This window comes from Pseudomonas sp. OA65, assembly GCF_017498305.1.
Lineage (GTDB): Bacteria > Pseudomonadota > Gammaproteobacteria > Pseudomonadales > Pseudomonadaceae > Aquipseudomonas > Aquipseudomonas zanjanensis.
The window spans coordinates 40755-57435 of sequence record NZ_JAGDEZ010000026.1 but is presented as its reverse complement, the minus strand read 5'-3'; the positions used below and the strand labels follow the sequence as shown (position 1 = coordinate 57435).

Annotated in this window: 16 protein-coding genes; 4 read left to right on the top strand and 12 right to left on the bottom strand. The window is 63.1% G+C overall.

Annotated elements, in window-relative coordinates; genetic code table 11:
• Positions 1-58: 58 nt before the first annotated feature.
• The 9 genes from J3361_RS20360 to J3361_RS20320 form a co-directional block, all read right to left on the bottom strand.
• Positions 59-1216: a D-alanyl-D-alanine carboxypeptidase family protein gene (locus tag J3361_RS20360; protein WP_122565046.1), complete on the bottom strand. Its 1158-nt coding sequence runs from the start codon at positions 1214-1216 to the stop codon at positions 59-61.
• Positions 1217-1386: 170 nt separating this feature from the next.
• Entirely contained in the window at positions 1387-2397 is a 1011-nt protein-coding gene (locus J3361_RS20355; RefSeq protein WP_207966079.1) for a septal ring lytic transglycosylase RlpA family protein, read from the bottom strand.
• Positions 2397-3407 (bottom strand): lytic murein transglycosylase B, encoded by a 1011-nt coding sequence (gene mltB / locus J3361_RS20350; RefSeq protein WP_207966078.1) that lies wholly within the window; start codon positions 3405-3407, stop codon positions 2397-2399. The genes J3361_RS20355 and mltB overlap by 1 nt, the downstream gene beginning before the upstream one ends.
• Positions 3408-3424: 17 nt before the next feature.
• Positions 3425-4528 (bottom strand): rod shape-determining protein RodA, encoded by a 1104-nt coding sequence (gene rodA / locus J3361_RS20345; protein WP_053125746.1) that lies wholly within the window; start codon positions 4526-4528, stop codon positions 3425-3427.
• Between the two features lie 31 nt (positions 4529-4559).
• Positions 4560-6455, bottom strand: a complete 1896-nt coding sequence (mrdA, locus tag J3361_RS20340; RefSeq protein ID WP_207966077.1) for a penicillin-binding protein 2 — start codon at positions 6453-6455, stop codon at positions 4560-4562.
• 10 nt (positions 6456-6465) lie between these two features.
• Positions 6466-6933 carry a 23S rRNA (pseudouridine(1915)-N(3))-methyltransferase RlmH gene (gene rlmH, locus J3361_RS20335; RefSeq protein WP_047229490.1) on the bottom strand — a complete coding sequence of 156 codons (468 nt, stop codon included), beginning with the start codon at positions 6931-6933 and terminating at the stop codon, positions 6466-6468.
• Between the two features lie 9 nt (positions 6934-6942).
• Positions 6943-7437 carry a ribosome silencing factor gene (rsfS, locus tag J3361_RS20330; RefSeq protein ID WP_053125667.1) on the bottom strand — a complete coding sequence of 165 codons (495 nt, stop codon included), beginning with the start codon at positions 7435-7437 and terminating at the stop codon, positions 6943-6945.
• Between the two features lie 71 nt (positions 7438-7508).
• Positions 7509-8153: a nicotinate-nucleotide adenylyltransferase gene (gene nadD, locus J3361_RS20325; protein ID WP_207966092.1), complete on the bottom strand. Its 645-nt coding sequence runs from the start codon at positions 8151-8153 to the stop codon at positions 7509-7511.
• Between the two features lie 40 nt (positions 8154-8193).
• Complete coding sequence (locus J3361_RS20320) at positions 8194-9465, bottom strand: glutamate-5-semialdehyde dehydrogenase (RefSeq protein WP_207966076.1); 1272 nt, start codon at positions 9463-9465, stop codon at positions 8194-8196.
• 405 nt (positions 9466-9870) lie between these two features.
• On the opposite strand from J3361_RS20320, the gene J3361_RS20315 reads away from it, so the two are divergent.
• Both J3361_RS20315 and J3361_RS20310 read left to right on the top strand, forming a co-directional pair.
• Entirely contained in the window at positions 9871-10548 is a 678-nt protein-coding gene (locus J3361_RS20315; RefSeq protein WP_207966075.1) for a DNA-3-methyladenine glycosylase, read from the top strand.
• A 333-nt stretch (positions 10549-10881) separates the two neighbouring features.
• Complete coding sequence (locus J3361_RS20310; protein WP_207966074.1) at positions 10882-12198, top strand: bifunctional DedA family/phosphatase PAP2 family protein; 1317 nt, start codon at positions 10882-10884, stop codon at positions 12196-12198.
• A 152-nt stretch (positions 12199-12350) separates the two neighbouring features.
• Here J3361_RS20310 and J3361_RS20305 read toward each other — a convergent pair whose 3' ends face one another.
• From J3361_RS20305 to J3361_RS20295, 3 genes are read right to left on the bottom strand one after another with little or no spacing between them, the layout of a single operon-like run.
• Positions 12351-12941, bottom strand: a complete 591-nt coding sequence (locus tag J3361_RS20305) for an LON peptidase substrate-binding domain-containing protein (RefSeq protein WP_186706578.1) — start codon at positions 12939-12941, stop codon at positions 12351-12353.
• A gap of 10 nt (positions 12942-12951) precedes the next feature.
• Positions 12952-13668, bottom strand: a complete 717-nt coding sequence (locus J3361_RS20300) for an LrgB family protein (RefSeq protein ID WP_207966073.1) — start codon at positions 13666-13668, stop codon at positions 12952-12954.
• Positions 13665-14030, bottom strand: coding sequence for a CidA/LrgA family protein (locus J3361_RS20295; protein WP_207966072.1), 366 nt, complete (start codon positions 14028-14030; stop codon positions 13665-13667). The genes J3361_RS20300 and J3361_RS20295 overlap by 4 nt, the downstream gene beginning before the upstream one ends.
• A 364-nt stretch (positions 14031-14394) precedes the next feature.
• On the opposite strand from J3361_RS20295, the gene J3361_RS20290 reads away from it, so the two are divergent.
• The gene (locus J3361_RS20290) at positions 14395-14850 is read left to right on the top strand and encodes a MaoC family dehydratase (RefSeq protein ID WP_207966071.1); all 456 of its coding nucleotides are present in this window, start codon (positions 14395-14397) and stop codon (positions 14848-14850) included.
• Between the two features lie 102 nt (positions 14851-14952).
• The gene (locus J3361_RS20285) at positions 14953-16671 is read left to right on the top strand and encodes a C13 family peptidase (protein ID WP_207966070.1); all 1719 of its coding nucleotides are present in this window, start codon (positions 14953-14955) and stop codon (positions 16669-16671) included.
• The last annotated feature ends 10 nt before the right edge of the window (positions 16672-16681 follow it).

Below are 16681 nucleotides of genomic sequence, written 5' to 3'. Positions count from 1 at the left end.
GGTAACGCACATGGCCCCGCTCCGGAGGGGAACGAGGCCATGCAGGTCAACACTTCAATCAGTTGAACAAGCCGTAGAAGAATAGACGGATGCTATCCCAGATGCGGCGGAAGATACCACCTTCCTCGACCGCGTCCAGAGCGATCAGGTCAGCGCTGTGCACCACTTTGTCGTCCAGTTTGACTTCGACTTTACCGATCACGTCGCCCTTGGCGATAGGAGCGGTCAGTTGCGGGTTCATGGTCATGCTGGCAGCGAGCTTCTTGAGCTGGCCTTTAGGCAGGGTCATGGTCAGGTCTTGGGCCAGGCCGGCCTTGACCTGGTTGGTCGAGCCCTTCCAGACCTGGGCCTGGGCCAGTTCGGTGCCCTTCTGGTAGAAGGTCTGGGTTTCGAAGAAACGGAAGCCGTAGGTCAGCAGTTTCTGGGTCTCGGCGGCACGGGCCACTTCGCTGTTGGTGCCGAAGACGACCGCGATCAGGCGCATGCCGTCACGCACGGCCGAAGACACCATGCAGTAGCCAGCCTCTTCGGTGTGACCGGTCTTCAAGCCATCGACAGTCTTGTCGCGCCACAGCAGCAGGTTGCGGTTAGGCTGCTTGATGCCGTTCCAGAAGAATTCCTTCTGGGAGTAGATGGCGTAGTGCGCCGGGTCTTCATGGATGATTGCCCGGGCCAGGATCGCCATGTCGTGAGCCGACGAATAATGCTCAGGGTTCGGCAGGCCGGTGGGGTTCATGAAGTGGCTGTTGGTCATCCCCAGATCGGCCACGGTTTTGTTCATCATGTCGGCGAACGCATCTTCGCTGCCGGCGATGTGCTCGGCCAGGGCGACGCTGGCGTCGTTGCCGGACTGGATGATGATGCCGTGCAGCAGGTCGCTGACGGTCACTTGCGAACCGACCTTGATGAACATCCGCGAACCGCCGGTGCGCCAGGCGTTTTCGCTGACGGTCACCGGATCGTTTTCACCGATCTGGCCACGACGGATTTCCAGGGTCGCGATGTAGGCGGTCATCAGCTTGGTCAAGCTGGCCGGTGGCAGACGCTGGTCACCGTTGTTCTCTACCAGCACCTCGCCGCTGCTGGCATCCATCAGCACAAAGGATTTAGCAGCCAATTGAGGGGGTGCCGGCATCATCTCGACCGCGAACGCGGCCGGTGAGAGAAGCAGCGGGACTAGCAGGCAAAGGCGTTTGGCAAAGGTGGTGATGTTCATCCGTCTCTCGAAATCGCTAATGGGACTGCCCGAAGGCAAAAACTAAACAGGCAGCTTTCTAACGAGCTGCCGCGTATTTAAGTTGCTCACTCACAACCCTTGCCGGGCTTTTGTTATTCATGGAGCCAACAACCTGACCCGCCCAAACCGCAAGCGGGCCCTCAATCAAATCACTCCGCCGTGACCAGGCTCGGCGAGCCGAGATTGGCCAGGCGCACACTGTTCTGCACCTTCTGGACTTCACCCGGAGAACCGATCGGCCCCAGGCGCACCCGATGCAGTGTCTGCTGGTTGCGCACGATCGAGCTGATGAACACCGGAGCGCTCACCATCGAGCTGAGCTTCGACCTCAGCAGCTCGGCAGCGTCCGGGTTGGCGAACGCGCCCACTTGCAGAAACTGGCCAGACGCTGTTGCAGAAGCGTTTTTTTTTGCCTCGATCTGCACCGGCAGCACAGCCGCGGCGTGTTGCTGCGGCGGTGGCGTCCACTGCTCGACCGTGCCGGTGGACGCCGTCACGGTGGGCGCGGCATTTTGCGCCACTTTCGGCTCATTGAGCATCAAAGGCGCCGGACGGCCACGTTGGGCCCACCATTCCTGCGGGTCGATGCCTTCGACTTTAACCCGGGCAGTGCCGGTTTCAGCGTAACCGAGTTTTTTTGCCGCTGCATACGACAGGTCGATGATGCGGTCGGAATAGAACGGCCCACGGTCATTGACTCGCAGGATCACGGTCTTGTTGTTGTCCAGGTTGGTCACCCGCACATAGCTGGGCAGCGGCAAGGTCTTGTGGGCCGCGCTCATGCCATACAGGTCATACACCTCGCCATTGGCGGTGTTCTGGCCGTGGAACTTGGTGCCGTACCAGGACGCCGTGCCCGAGGCCACGTAGCGCTTGGACTCGGCCATCGGGAAATAGGTCTTGCCCAGCACCGTGTACGGGTTGGCCTTGTACGGGCCGGTGTGCAGGGTCGGCGTGGCGTCCGGAATGCGCGAGACGTCCACGTCCCACCACGGCGCGCCGTCCTTGTGGGCCCGGTTGATGTCCAGGCCCGGCGTCGCGCGCACGGCGGTGGAGTTTTTCTGGGCCGGCGCGCGGCTGGTCGAACAACTGACGACCAACAGCGACAGCGCGGCCAACGCCACGAGCTTCAGGGGTAGATAGGTAGGCAATGCCCGCATTATTTGACGCCCCGTGCTTTGACTAGCTCTTCAGACAGTTGATATACGGCCATGGCGTACATCACGCTGCGGTTATAACGCGTAATCGCGTAGAAATTCTTCAGGCCCATCCAGTATTCGGGGCCTTGTTCGCCTTCCAGGCGCATCGCGGTGACCGGCATATCGTCACGCAGCGCATCATGACTCGACCAGCCCAACGCCCGCAACTCCCCGACGGTTTTCGTCGGTTCGATGCCCTCGGTCAGGCCCTCGTCCACTTGCTCGCCGCGCACATCGGCCCGGCTGACCACCGGCTGGCCGGGTTCCCAGCCGTGCCGCTTGAAATAGCTGGCGACACTGCCAATGGCATCGGTCGGGTTGGTCCAGATATTGATGTGGCCGTCGCCGTCGAAGTCCACCGCATAGGCGCGGAAACTGCTAGGCATGAATTGCGGCAGGCCCATGGCCCCGGCGTAGGAGCCCTTGAGGGTCAGCGGATCGACCTGCTCTTCACGGGCCAGCAGCAGGAACTCGCGCAGCTCCTTGCGGAAGAACTCGGCACGCGGCGGGTAATCGAAGCCCAGGGTCGACAGCGCGTCGATCACCCGAAAATTCCCGGTGTTGCGGCCAAAGAAGGTCTCGACGCCAATGATCGACACAATGACCTGGGCCGGCACGCCGTATTCCTGCTCGGCACGGGTCAGGGCCGCCTCGTGCTGGCGCCAGAAGTCCACGCCCCGGGCGATACGCGCCTCGGTGATGAACATCGGCCGGTACTCGCTCCACTGCTTGACCCGCTCGGCGGGCCGGGAGATCGCGTCGAGGATCGACTGCTTGCGCTCGGCCTCGCGAAACACCCCCACCAGTTGTTCACCAGCGAAACCGTAGTCGCGGGTCATCTCGCCGACGAATTCGGCCACCTGTGGCGAGCCTTCGTATTCACCGGCCAAGGCCTGCGGCGCACTGCCCAGGAGGCCGACCAGGCCGATCCACGGCGCACATCGCGTCGACCAGCCACGCATTGCTTGCATTGAACTCTTCACCTTATTCAAACCTGCGCGATCCACTTGCGATGCGTATGAATCGACATCAAAACCCCAAACGCTGACAGTAGTGTCACCAGCGAAGTTCCTCCGTAGCTAATGAAAGGCAACGGCACCCCCACGACCGGCAACAGGCCACTGACCATACCGATGTTGACGAAAACATAAACAAAAAACGTCATGGTCAGGCTGCCTGCGAGCAACTTGCCGAACAACGTCTGGGCCTGGGCGGTGATCACCAGTCCCCGGCCGATCAGCAACAAGTAGATCAGCAGCAGCACGCAGATGCCCACCAGGCCGAATTCCTCGCCCATCACGGCGATGATGAAGTCGGTGTGGCTTTCCGGCAAAAAGTCCAGGTGCGACTGGGTGCCCATCAGCCAACCCTTGCCAAACACCCCGCCGGAACCGATGGCGGCCTTGGACTGGATGATGTTCCAACCGGTGCCCAGCGGATCGCTTTCCGGGTCGAGGAAGGTCAAGACGCGCTGCTTCTGGTAGTCGTGCATCACGAAATACCACATGGCCACCGACACTGGCACGGCGGCGGCGATCACGCTGAGGATCCAGCGCCAGCGCAACCCGCCCATGAACAGCACGAAGGCGCCGCCGGCCAGGATCAGCAGCGAGGTGCCGAGGTCCGGCTGGCGCACGATCAGGATGAACGGGATGCCGATCAGCAACAGGCTGATGCACACATGCTTGAGCTGCGGCGGCAACGAGCGCTTGGACAGGTACCAGGCAATGGTCGCCGGCATGATGATCTTGAGGAATTCCGAAGGCTGGAAGCGGATCACCCCGGGAATGTTGATCCAGCGGGTGGCCCCCATGGCGTTGTGGCCCATGATGTCCACCACCACCAGCAAACCGACGCCGACGATGTAGGCCACCGGCACCCAGCGCGCCATGAACCGCGGCTCGAGCTGGGCGATGACGATCATCGACACCAGGCCGATGCCGAACGAGGTCGCCTGTTTGGCCAGCAAGTCCCAGCTCTTGCCGCTGGCCGAATACAGCACGAACAGGCTGCCGGCGGCCAGGGTCAGCAGCAGGATCAGCAGCGGGCCGTCGATGTGCATGCGCTGCAACAAGGTGGCACGGCGGCGCATCACGTCTTCGCTGGACAGGATCCGGTCGAAATTATTCTTCACGGGCCGTAGCCTCCGCGCTGATGGGGCTTGCGTATTCAGGTTTGAGCTGGCCGTGCTCATCCAGCAACCAGGCGTCCATGATCTGGCGCACCACCGGCGCGGCGACGCCGGAACCGGATTCACCGTTCTCGACCATCACCGACACGACGATCTTCGGGTTCTCGGCCGGCGCAAAACCGACGAACAAGGCGTGGTCGCGGTGGCGTTCCTGGACCTTGGAGCGGTCGTACTTCTCGCCCTGCTTGATGGCGACGACCTGGGCCGTACCGCTCTTGCCGGCAATGCGGTATTGCGCGCCGAGGGCCGCCTTGCGCGCGGTGCCTCGGGCGCCGTGCATCACCGCCTGCATACCGTTGTTGACCCTCTGCCAGTCCGCCGGATTGCGCAGGATGATGTCCGGCATCGGGTCCGGGTCCACTGGTTTCTGGCCTTCGATGGTCTTGGCCAGGTGCGGGCGATACCACTTGCCCTTGCTCGCCACCAGCGCGGTGGCCTGGGCCAGTTGCAAGGGCGTTGCCTGCATGTAGCCCTGGCCGATCCCCAGGATCAGGGTTTCGCCCGGGAACCAGGCTTGGCGACGGGTCGCCCGTTTCCATTCCCGGGACGGCATCAGGCCCGGCGACTCCTCGAACATGTCGAGGGAGACTTTCTGACCGAGGCCGAACTTGTTCATGTAGGACGACAACCGATCGATCCCCAGCTTGTGGGCCAGGTCGTAGAAGTAGGTGTCGTTGGAGCGCATGATCGCCGTTTCCAAGTCCACGTAGCCGTCACCGGTGCGGTTCCAGTTACGGTACTTGTGGTCGTAGTTCGGCAGTTGGTAATACCCCGGGTCGTAGACCCGGCTCGACGCGGTGACCACGCCAGCATCCAACCCGGCAATCGCCACGGCTGGCTTGATGGTCGAGCCCGGCGGGTAAAGGCCGCGCAACACACGGTTGAACAACGGCCGGTCGATGGAATCGCGCAGCTCGGCGTAGGCCTTGAAGCTGATGCCGGTGACGAACAGGTTCGGGTCGAAACTTGGCTGGCTGACCATCGCCAGCACTTCGCCAGTGTTCGGGTCCAGCGCCACCACCGCGCCGCGCCGGCCACCCAGCGCGGCTTCGGCGGCTTCCTGCAACTTGATGTCCAGGCTCAGGACGATGTCCTTGCCGGGAATCGGGTCGGTGCGCTTGAGCACCCGCAATACGCGGCCGCGGGCATTGGTCTCGACTTCCTCGTAACCCACCTGCCCGTGCAGCTCGGCCTCGTAGAAACGCTCGATGCCGGTCTTGCCGATATGGTGGGTGCCGCTGTAGTTGACCGGATCGAGGGTCTTGAGCTCTTTCTCGTTGATCCGCCCCATGTAGCCGACCGAGTGGGCAAAGTGCGGCCCCTGGGGGTAATGCCGCACCAGTTGCGCCACCACCTCGACGCCCGGCAGGCGGAACTGGTTCACCGCGATCAGGGCGATCTGCTCTTCGGTCAGCTCGAACATGATCGGCACCGGCTCGAAGGGACGCCGGCCCTGGCGCATGCGCTTCTCGAAGATCGCCCGGTCCTCGGGCGTCAACTGCAGCACTTCGACGATCACGTCGAGGACTTTTTGCCAATCGCCGGAACGCTCGCGGGTCATGCTCAGGCTGAAGCTGGGCCGGTTATCCGCCACCACCACGCCATTGCGGTCGAAAATCAGCCCGCGGGTCGGCGGAATCGGCTGTACGTGTACGCGGTTGCTCTCCGACAAGGTCGAGTGATACTCGTACTGGATCACCTGGAGGAAATACAACCGCGCGATCAGCACGCCGATCAGCGTCACCACCGCAATGGCGCCGAACACGACGCGACCGCGCACCAGGCGGGCGTCTTTTTCGTGGTCCTTGATGCGGATCGGCTGGGGCATGGGGGCAGGATTACTTGTGGTAAGGGTGCCCGGACAGGACTGTCCAGGCACGATACAGCTGTTCGCCGATCAGGATCCGCACCAGCGGGTGCGGCAACGTCAACGGCGACAATGACCAGCGCTGGTCGGCCCGGGCGCAGACTTCCGGCGCCAGCCCTTCCGGGCCACCGACCATGAAGTTGACCGTGCGCGCATCCAATCGCCAGCGATCGAGCTCCACCGCCAGTTGCTCGGTGCTCCAGGGCTTGCCGTGGACTTCGAGGGTGACGATGCGCTCGTTCGGCCCGACCTTGGCCAGCATGGCTTCGCCTTCCTGGCGGATGAAGCGCGCCACGTCGGCGTTCTTGCCACGGGTGTTGAGCGGAATTTCCACCAGTTCCAGGGCCAGCTCGGACGGAAGACGCTTGGCATATTCATGCCAGCCTTCTTCCACCCACTTGGGCATGCGAGAACCGACGGCGATCAGGCGCAGTCGCACAGCGGTCCCTTATTGCTGGTCTTTGTTGAGCTTGGTGAAGTGCTCATGGGGGTTTTCCGGGCTGTGGTGCGCGGCGCTGGCCGAACGGCTCTGCTCGGCACCGGCCCACAGGCGTTCCAGGTCGTAGAACTGGCGCGCCGAGGCGGTCATCATGTGCACGATGACATCGTCCATGTCCAACAGGACCCAGTCGCTGTCGCCCTTGCCTTCTTCGCCCAATGGCTTGACGCCTTGGGCCTTGACCGCTTCGCGGACCTTGTCCAGCATCGCGCCGATCTGGCGGTTGGAGGTACCGGTGGCGATGATCATGTAGTCCGTGATGCTCTGCTTGTCACGAACGTCGATCACCTGGATGTCCTGGGCCTTGACGTCTTCCAGGGCCGCGACGGCCACCTTGACCAGTTCTTCGCCAACCAGCGCCACGCCGGTGTGGGCCTCTACAGGCAGCGGGGCGCTCTTGAACGTGCCCTTGCGCTTTACTTTGTTTACGTCTTTGTCAGTCATATAAAACTCGTTTTGCTCGTATGTTCGGGCGCTTCGCTACACGCATTCACGTGCCTTGAAGCGCGCCTTTTTCAGTTCGACGCACGGTACAGCCCGTGCGCATCGATGTAGGCCAGGACCGCGTCGGGCACCAGGAAACGTACCGACTTACCGCTGGCCAGCAGTTGACGGATCTGGGTGGCGGATACCGCGAGCGGCGTCTGCCAGACGAATGCAATCTGTCCGCTCGGCCCTTTCAGGGCCAGCGGGTCGCTCACCGAGCGGGCCGCCAGCAGGTTGCGCAAGGCATCCGGCGGCTCGCTGTCGGCATCCGGGCGTTGCAGCACCAGGATGTGGCAATGCTGGAGCAACTCTTCCCAGCGATGCCAAGTGGGCAGGCCGCAAAATGCGTCCCAGCCCAGAAGCAGGAAAACCTGGGCATCAACGGCCAGTTCGGCACGCATCAGCTCCAGGGTATCAATGGTGTAGGACGGTTTGTCCCGCTGCAATTCGCGGGCGTCCACCACCAGCGGCGCCACACCGGCCACCGCGCACTCGACCATCGCCAGGCGGTCCCGGGCCGACACCTGCGGCGTATCCCGGTGAGGCGGCCGGGCGCTGGGCGTCAGGCGTAGCTCATCGAGGGCCAGGGCATCGGCGACTTCCAGCGCACCGCGCAAATGGCCGATGTGCACCGGGTCGAATGTGCCGCCCAGGATACCGATGCGCCGGGGCAGGGTTATCGTCACTGCGGCTGACGGGTCGAGGTCGCCCAAGTCAGACCGGCTCCTGTCCGCGCAACTGGCCGTCACCGACCACGATGTACTTCTCGCAGGTCAAGCCTTCGAGGCCCACCGGGCCGCGGGCGTGCAGCTTATCAGTAGAAATGCCGATCTCGGCACCCAAACCGTATTCAAAGCCATCGGCGAAGCAGGTCGGGGTGTTGATCATCACCGACGCCGAATCCACTTCGGCCACGAAGCGCCGGGTTTCACCCAGGTTTTCACTGACTATGGAGTCGGTGTGGTGCGAGCCGTGGCGATTGATGTGCTCGATGGCCTGATCCAGCCCGTCGACCACGCGGATCGACAGGATCGGCGCCAGGTATTCGGTGTCCCAGTCTTCTGCCGTGGCCGCAACGGCCTCGATGATTCCCCGGGTGCGCTCGCAACCGCGCAGTTCGACGCCTTTTTCGCGGAACTGGGTGGCCATCGACGGCAGGAAGTCCTCGGCAACGGCCTGGTCCACCAGCAGGGTTTCCATCGCGCCGCAGATACCGTAGCGGTAGGTCTTGGCGTTGAAGGCAATGCGCTGGGCCTTCGGCAATTCGGCGTGGGCGCTGACGTAGACGTGGCAGATGCCGTCCAGGTGCTTGATCACCGGCACGCGGGCGTCACGGCTGACCCGTTCGATCAGGCCCTTGCCGCCACGGGGCACGATGACGTCGACGAACTCGGGCATGGTGATCAGCGCGCCAACCGCGGCGCGGTCGGTGGTTTCCACCACTTGCACCACGGCCGCCGGCAGATCGGCCTCGGCCAGGCCGCGCTGGATGCAGGCGGCAATGGCACGGTTGGAATGGATGGCCTCGGAGCCGCCCCGCAGGATGGTCGCGTTACCCGACTTCAGGCACAGGCTCGCGGCGTCGATGGTTACGTTCGGCCGCGACTCGTAGATAATCCCGACCACGCCCAGGGGCACGCGCATCTTGCCGACCTGGATGCCCGACGGGCGGTAGCTCATGTCGCGGATCGCCCCGACCGGGTCCGGCAGGGCCGCGACCTGGCGCAGACCGACGATCATGCCGTCGATGCGGGCCGGGGTCAGCGCCAGACGCTCGAGCATGGCCGGCTCCAGACCGTTGGCCCGGCCAGCGGCCAGGTCCAGCTCGTTGGCAGCGGACAACTCGGCGCGCGCAGCGTCCAGCGCATTGGCGGCGGCCTGCAACGCGCGATTTTTCTGCGCGGTGCTGGCCCGGCCGATGATGCGCGACGCTTCACGAGCGGCGCGACCCAGGCGGGTCATGTAGTCAAGAACGGACTCAGTCATGGTCTGTGTGGTCTTGGCGATGGGGAAAGCGGCAGATTATAGCTGTCGTAACCCTCGACTAACAGCATGGACTCGCAGTGGTGACCGGCGGAGAAGCAAAACAGCCGTAAACAGCCCGTTGAAACGCAATGCTGTTCACTTAAGGCAATCGACAAACCCGTGGCGAGGGCGCTTGCTCCCGCTGGGCCGCGAAGCGGCCCCAAAACCTGCCAATTGCGGCGTATCAGACACACCGCACCCGCCGGTTTACGACTGCTTCGCAGCCGAGCGGGAGCAAGCTCCCTCGCCACAGGGTCATCATTTTTCCTAAGTGAACGGCATTACGGTTGAAACGAGTGTTCAGCGGTGATTAAGCTTTCCATTGCTATCATCGCCCTTCCTTTGGCCTTCACTTCGTCTATCGCCATGACCGATTTGCTATCGCCCAACGCCCTGCCCCACGCCTTTTTCGATCGCGACGCCCAGGTCCTCGCCAAGGACCTGCTGGGCAAAGTCATCCGCCACAAGGTCGGCGACCTGTGGCTCAGCGCGCGGATCATCGAGACCGAGGCGTATTACTTCGCCGAAAAAGGCAGCCACGCCTCCCTGGGCTACACGGAAAAACGTAAGGCTTTGTTTCTGGATGGCGGGCACATCTATATGTACTACGCCCGGGGCGGCGATTCGCTGAACTTCAGCGCCCAGGGCCCGGGCAACGCGGTGTTGATCAAGTCGGCCTACCCGTGGGTCGATGCCGTTTCGGGGCCGGCGAGCCTGGCACAGATGCTGTTGAACAACCCCGACGCCCAAGGCCGGCCACGCACCCCGCAAAAACTCTGTGCCGGCCAGACCCTGTTGTGCAAAGCTTTGGGGCTGAAAGTGCCGGACTGGGACGCCAAGCGCTTCGACCCCGAGCGCTTGTTGGTGGAAGACGTCGGCGTGCCAACGGTCAATGCGATCCAGACCACCCGCCTGGGCATTCCCCTGGGCAGGGACGAGCATTTGCCCTACCGCTTCGTCGACGCTGCCTACGCCCCATGGTGCACCCGCAACCCGCTGCGGCGCGGACAGGTCGAAGGGCGGGATTATTTCTTGCTTTCATGAACACAAACACTGCATGACCCTGGGGCCCCTTGTGGGAGCGAGCCTGCTCGCGATGGCGCCAGGCCTGTGAATTAAATGGCGACTGACACACCGCTATCGCGAGCAGGCTCGCTCCCACAGTTGATCTTCAGTGGATACGAAATTTGCTACACCCGAAATTCCCATGTGGGAGCGGGCTTGCTCGCGAATGCGGTGTGTCAATTGATATTGACCTATCTGACACACCGCATTCGCGAGCAAGCCCGCTCCCACAGTTTGAAGCTTCAGTGATCTTGAGTTTTCGTTCACACAGTAAAAAATGCATGCCCATCACTATTCAATGGAGTTGTTCTTATGGGCCCATGGCTCGATAGCATCACCGGCTGGCTGACCGTCAACCCGCAATGGCTGGCGGTGGCGGTATTTATCGTCGCCTGCGTGGAATGCCTGGCCATCGCCGGGTTGATCGTGCCGGGCACGGTGCTGTTGTTTGCGATTGCCGTGCTGGCCGGCAGCGGCGCGCTGTCCTTGGGCGAGACGTTGCTGCTGGGTTTGCTCGGCGGGTTGCTGGGGGACCTGGTGTCGTATTTCCTCGGTCGGCATTTCCACCAGAACATCCGGCGCCTGCCGGGGCTGCGGCATCACCCGGAATGGATGAGCGCGGCGGAAAGCTATTTCCAGCGCTACGGCATCGCCAGCCTGCTGGTGGGCCGCTTTATCGGCCCGCTGCGGCCCATGCTGCCGATGGTCGCCGGCATGTGCGACATGCCGTTCCCGCGCTTCGCCGCCGTCAGCGTGTTGGCCGCGGCAGGCTGGACGGTGGCGTACCTGCTGCCGGGCTGGGCCACCGGGGCGGCGTTTCGCCTGCCGCTGCCCGACGGTTTTTGGCCGCAGGCCGGTGTGGTCATCGGCAGCATCGCGGTGATGATCGGGCTGAGCGTCAACAGCACCCTGCGTCGCCATCGCCATGCCACGGCGCTGATCGCCGGCATCGGCCTGGTGATCCTGATCGGCCTGTTTATCGGCTTTCGCTACCTGACGGCGTTCGACCAGGGCTTGATGGCCCTGGTCCAGGAGCACCGCAGCGCGACGTTGGATGAAATCGCCGTGACCTTCACGCTGATCGGCGAATTCCGCTACATGCTGATTGTCTGCAGCCTGCTGACCGGGTTGCTGCTGTTGGCACGGCAATGGCGCCAGGCGATCTTTGCCGGCGGCACGATGCTGTTCACCGCCCTGGCCAATACCGGCTGCAAACACTTCTTTGCCCGGGTGCGCCCGGAAATCCTCACCGACCCGTTGACCAGCTACAGCATGCCCAGCGGCCATTCCTCCGGGGCATTCGCGTTGTTCCTGTCCCTCGCCGTCCTGGCCGGCCGCGGCCAACCGCCACGCCTGCGCCTGACCTGGCTATTGCTGGGCTGTTTGCCGGCCCTGGCCATCGCCCTGTCGCGGGTCTACCTGGGCGCGCATTGGCCGAGCGACATCGTCGCCGGGGCGATGCTCGCCGCCAGCATCTGTGCGGCCGCCCTGTGGCTGAGCCAGCGCCAGACCCCACTGCCGGCGATGCCACCGAAAGTCTGGTGGCTGGTCCTGCCGGCGCTGGTGGCGGTGTTCAGCTTCTTCGCCCTGCGGCACTTGCCCCATGCGATGTTGCGGTATGCCTATTGAACACACTATTTGTGGGCACTGAAGATCCCCTGTGGGAGCGAGCCTGCTCGCGATGACGGCGGCACAGTCACCCTTGATGCAAGCTGACCCACCGCTTTCGCGAGCAGGCTCGCTCCCACAGGGGGACGGTGTTGTTCAGTGGATATGAGGGATCAGGCGAAGAGTTCACCCTGCAACTCATCGAGCAACGCCTGGATCGCATCCAACCGCTGTTGGGGATCATCGAGCTGCAGCAGGTCGATCTTGTCCAGCTCATTGAACGGCAACAGGTAGGCCAGTTGATTGGCCAGCGATTGCTGGCCGGTCGCTTCGGTGCCCATGTTCAGGGCCTCGACCATCGGGTGCTCGGCCAGGGCCTTGAGCAGCGCCACCAGGTCGGCATCTTCGTCTTGCAGCGGTTGTTCCGGCTCGTCTTCCAGCCACTCGACTTCGGCCACCGTGAGTTGATCGGCCTGGACGCTGCTGCTGTGCACCAGAAAACGCCGTCCGCCCTGCACGCGAATCCCCAGCAGGCCATTGTCCTGCTGGGAAAAATCGGTAATCAGCGCCTCACAACCGACCCGCGCGTAGCCTTCAGGCGCGACGCCGACCTCCTCGCCATCGAGGATGCACACCACACCAAAGCCTTCGCCCTTTTTCATGCAGCGCCCGATCATGTCGAGGTAACGCGCCTCGAAAATCTGCAAGTCGAGGATGCAACCGGGGAACAACACGGTGTTCAACGGGAAAAGCGGCAAGCTCATAACCAATTCCTTAAACCGTCATCGACACCACCAACGGCAGCAACACCGCCGTGGCCACGCCCATCAGACTCATTGCCAGCGCCGCAAAGGCACCCGACTCCTCGCTTTCCTGCAATGCCACCGACGTGCCCACCGCATGGGCCGCCAAGCCCAGGGCCATGCCTCGGGCCTCAGGGGTATGGACACCCAACCGGGTCAGAATGCTCGGGCCGAGAATCGCCCCAAGCACCCCGGTGATCAACACGAACACCGCCGCCATGGCCGCCACGCCGCCGATCTGCTCGGCTACGAGCATGGCGATCGGCGAAGTCACGGACTTGGGCGCCATGGTCATCAGGATCATGTGCTCGGCGCCAAAGGCCCAGCCCAACACCACCGCAGAGCCCGTGGCAAACACCCCGGCTATCACCAGCGTAGTAAAAATCGGCCAGAACAGCTGCCGGATCCGTCGCAGGTTCAAATACAGCGGCACCGCCAGGGCGACCGTGGCCGGGCCCAGCAGGATGCTGAGGATCTCGGTGCTCTTGCGGTACTCGGCATAGCCGATGCCGCAGCCCACCAGCACGCCGATCAACAGCACCATCGACATCAGCACCGGTTGCAGGAATACCCAGCGGGTCTTTTCGTACGCCGCCAGCACCAGTTGATAGGCGCCCAGGGTAATGCCGATGCCGAACAGCGGATGGTGGATGACCGAGGTCCAGGCGCCTTGCCAGTCGAGCATCATTGGCCGTCCTCCGGGGCGGCGACGTGACGGCGAGCCAGGCGCTGCATCAGCACGCCCGTCAGCGCCACGGACAGCACCAGCGACAAGGTCAACGCGCCAACGATGGCCCAGAAATCGGCGGCAATCGCCCCGGCATAAACCATTACCCCGACCGCAGGCGGCACCAGCAGCAACGGCAGGTAACGCAACAGACTGCCCGCGGCCAGGTTCAACGGCTCACTGACTTCGCCGCGCACCACCAGATACCCCAGCAGCAACAGCAGACCAATGATCGGCCCCGGCAGCACCGGCAGGAACAAATGATTGATCGCAGTGCCCAGCAATTGAAACAGCACCAACCAGGTCAGCCCCCGTAGCAACATCCGCTCTATCCCCCCGCAACAGCCCCAATGAACGCGCCAATTCGGTTCACGACATGACTCTGTGGCGAGGGAGCTTGCTCCCGCTGGGCTGCGCAGCGGCCCCATTTTATGAGCGCTTCGCACTGGAGCGCCAGCCCGGTCAAGCGGGAGCAAGCTCCCTCGCCACAATCGAACACGCACGTTGAATGAACCGAATTGCAAAGAATGCGCCGGCATTATAAGCATGCCCACGCTATGGTTCGGCATTCGTAAAAAGCATGGTCGATGACCTTCCCGCCCCGCCATGTTGATCTACAGTGGTTCTCCGGGGACGCAAAATCCCCGTTCCAGAAAAAGTAAAACGATGAACCCAAGGAGAGTCTCAATGCCCTACGTCCCCGTTGCAGCGCTCAAAGATTATGTCGGCAAGGAACTTGGACGTTCCGATTGGCTTACCATCGATCAGGACCGCATCAACCTGTTCGCCGAAGCCACTGGCGACTTTCAGTTCATCCACGTCGATCCGGTCAAGGCCGCGCAGACCCCGTTCGGCAGCACCATCGCCCACGGTTTCCTGTCGCTGTCGCTGATCCCCAAGTTGATGGAAGACATCCTGATCCTGCCCGAGGGCGTGAAGATGGTCGTCAACTACGGGCTGGACAGCGTGCGTTTCATCCAACCGGTGAAGGTCGATTCCAAGGTCCGACTCAAGGTCGACCTGGTGGAAGTCACCGAGAAAAAACCCGGCCAATGGCTGCTCAAGGCCACCGCCACCCTGGAAATCGAAGGCTCGGAAAAACCGGCCTACATCGCCGAACCGCTGTCGCTCTGCTTCGTGTAAACCTGCGCACATGCGAAACCGTCCAGGCAGTTTCGCATCGCTTCTCTATATCCAGGAGCCAAAGCTGCGGCATACTCGTGGCCTGATGACCTGGATCCCGTTATGCGCTTACTCGTCCCACTGACCCTGACCCTGTTGCTCACCGCCTGTGGCGCCGGCGAATCACCGCTGCCTCCCGACGCGCGCCTGCCCGACGGCGGCCGCTATCGCGGCGACCTGGTGGACGGGCTGCTGCAAGGCCAGGGGCGCATCGACTACCCCAACGGCAGCTGGTACGCCGGGCAGTTCGACAAAGGCCAATGGCACGGCACCGGGGAATGGCATGGCAGCAACGGCGAGGTCTATCGCGGCCAGTTCCACCAAGGCCTGTTCCACGGCCAGGGCAGCCTGACCACACCCACCAGCAGCTACACCGGCGGCTTCAAGCTGGGGCGTCGGGACGGTGAAGGGACGCTCAAGGAAAACGGCATGACCTACCGGGGCGAGTTCAAGGCCGACCGTTATTCCGGTCTCGGTCGCCTGGAGCTCGACGACGGCAGCCAGTACCAGGGCCCCTTCGTCAACGGCAAGCCCAACGGTGAAGGCCAGCGCTTCGACGCCAGCGGCAACCAGTTCACCGGGCACTTTGTCGACGGGCAATTGCAGGGCAAGGGCACCTTCAACAGCGCCGAGGGCGATGTCTACATCGGCGGATTCAGGAACAACCAGCTCAACGGTCGCGGTCGCTATGAAAATGCCGACGGCGATGTCTGGATCGGCCAGTTCAAGGACGGCGCACTGACCGGCAAGGGCGAACTGATCGGCGCCGACGGCAGCCACTACCTCGGCCAATTCAATGATTGGCGCTTTACCGGCGAGGGCCGCCTGAACCTGCCCGACGGCAGCTTCTACATTGGCCAGTTCGAGGCCGACAGCTATCACGGGCGCGGCACCCTGGTGCTCACCGATGGCACGGTGCAAAGCGGCACCTGGGCCAACGGCCAGCGGGTGCGCGACGCTGACGGCAGGCTGCTACCGGATGTCCTCGAACTCGGCCTGCTGGCCCAGGGCCGCCTGCTCGAGGACGCCCTGGCCAACATCCCGGCCTCGACCCCGGCGGTGGAGCTGTACAGCCTGACCCTGGGCGGCGACGGCAAGCAAAGCGTGTTCCTGCGCGAATCCGACTACGTCGCCAACATGCTCACCAGCCGCTTCGGCGCGTTCGGGCAGATCCGCCTGGTGAACCACCGCGACCACCTCGGCGACCGGCCCATGGCCAGCCGTGAAAGCCTGCGCCGCGCCGCCGCTACCCTGGCCGAACGCAGCGGCCCGGAAGACCTGATTTTCATCTACCTGACCAGCCACGGCACCAGCGAGCATGAACTGGTGCTCGACCAGCCGCGCATGGAACTGGCCGACCTGCCCGCCGATGAACTGGCGGTGGTCCTCGCACCGCTGAAGAATCGCGACAAGATCGTGGTGATCTCGGCCTGTTATTCCGGCGGTTTCATCCCGGCGCTCAAGGACGAACGCACGCTGATCATGACCGCCTCCCGGGCCGACCGGGTGTCCTTCGGCTGCTCCGAGGAAGCCAACTTCACCTATTTCGGCGATGCGCTGTTCGCCCAGGCACTGAACCAGACCGACGACCTGGAGCAGGCCTTCAAACGGGCCAAGGGCATCGTTGCCGAGCGCGAGCAGGCAGACAATTTCGAAGCCTCGGAACCGCAGATCTGGGCGCCGAGGACGGTCCTGTCCCACTGGCAATTGCTGCGCAAACAGCAGGCACGTAAAGCATTGCAAAGTGCGGCATTGAACGACGAGGCCACAAAGAGCAACTAAGCTGAACCGT

Excerpts from the sequence above, each read along its gene's own strand:
- J3361_RS20305 (WP_186706578.1), bottom strand. The coding sequence starts at position 12,941 with ATGAGCTTGCCGCTTTTCCCGTTGAACACCGTGTTGTTCCCCGGTTGC.
- rodA (WP_053125746.1), bottom strand. The coding sequence starts at position 4,528 with ATGCGCCGCCGTGCCACCTTGTTGCAGCGCATGCACATCGACGGCCCG.
- J3361_RS20360 (WP_122565046.1), bottom strand. The coding sequence starts at position 1,216 with ATGAACATCACCACCTTTGCCAAACGCCTTTGCCTGCTAGTCCCGCTG.
- J3361_RS20285 (WP_207966070.1), top strand. The coding sequence starts at position 14,953 with ATGCGCTTACTCGTCCCACTGACCCTGACCCTGTTGCTCACCGCCTGT.
- rsfS (WP_053125667.1), bottom strand. The coding sequence starts at position 7,437 with ATGACTGACAAAGACGTAAACAAAGTAAAGCGCAAGGGCACGTTCAAG.
- J3361_RS20315 (WP_207966075.1), top strand. The coding sequence starts at position 9,871 with ATGACCGATTTGCTATCGCCCAACGCCCTGCCCCACGCCTTTTTCGAT.
- J3361_RS20310 (WP_207966074.1), top strand. The coding sequence starts at position 10,882 with ATGGGCCCATGGCTCGATAGCATCACCGGCTGGCTGACCGTCAACCCG.
- J3361_RS20355 (WP_207966079.1), bottom strand. The coding sequence starts at position 2,397 with ATGCGGGCATTGCCTACCTATCTACCCCTGAAGCTCGTGGCGTTGGCC.
- mrdA (WP_207966077.1), bottom strand. The coding sequence starts at position 6,455 with ATGCCCCAGCCGATCCGCATCAAGGACCACGAAAAAGACGCCCGCCTG.
- J3361_RS20290 (WP_207966071.1), top strand. The coding sequence starts at position 14,395 with ATGCCCTACGTCCCCGTTGCAGCGCTCAAAGATTATGTCGGCAAGGAA.
- J3361_RS20295 (WP_207966072.1), bottom strand. The coding sequence starts at position 14,030 with ATGTTGCTACGGGGGCTGACCTGGTTGGTGCTGTTTCAATTGCTGGGC.
- J3361_RS20300 (WP_207966073.1), bottom strand. The coding sequence starts at position 13,668 with ATGATGCTCGACTGGCAAGGCGCCTGGACCTCGGTCATCCACCATCCG.
- mltB (WP_207966078.1), bottom strand. The coding sequence starts at position 3,407 with ATGCAAGCAATGCGTGGCTGGTCGACGCGATGTGCGCCGTGGATCGGC.
- J3361_RS20320 (WP_207966076.1), bottom strand. The coding sequence starts at position 9,465 with ATGACTGAGTCCGTTCTTGACTACATGACCCGCCTGGGTCGCGCCGCT.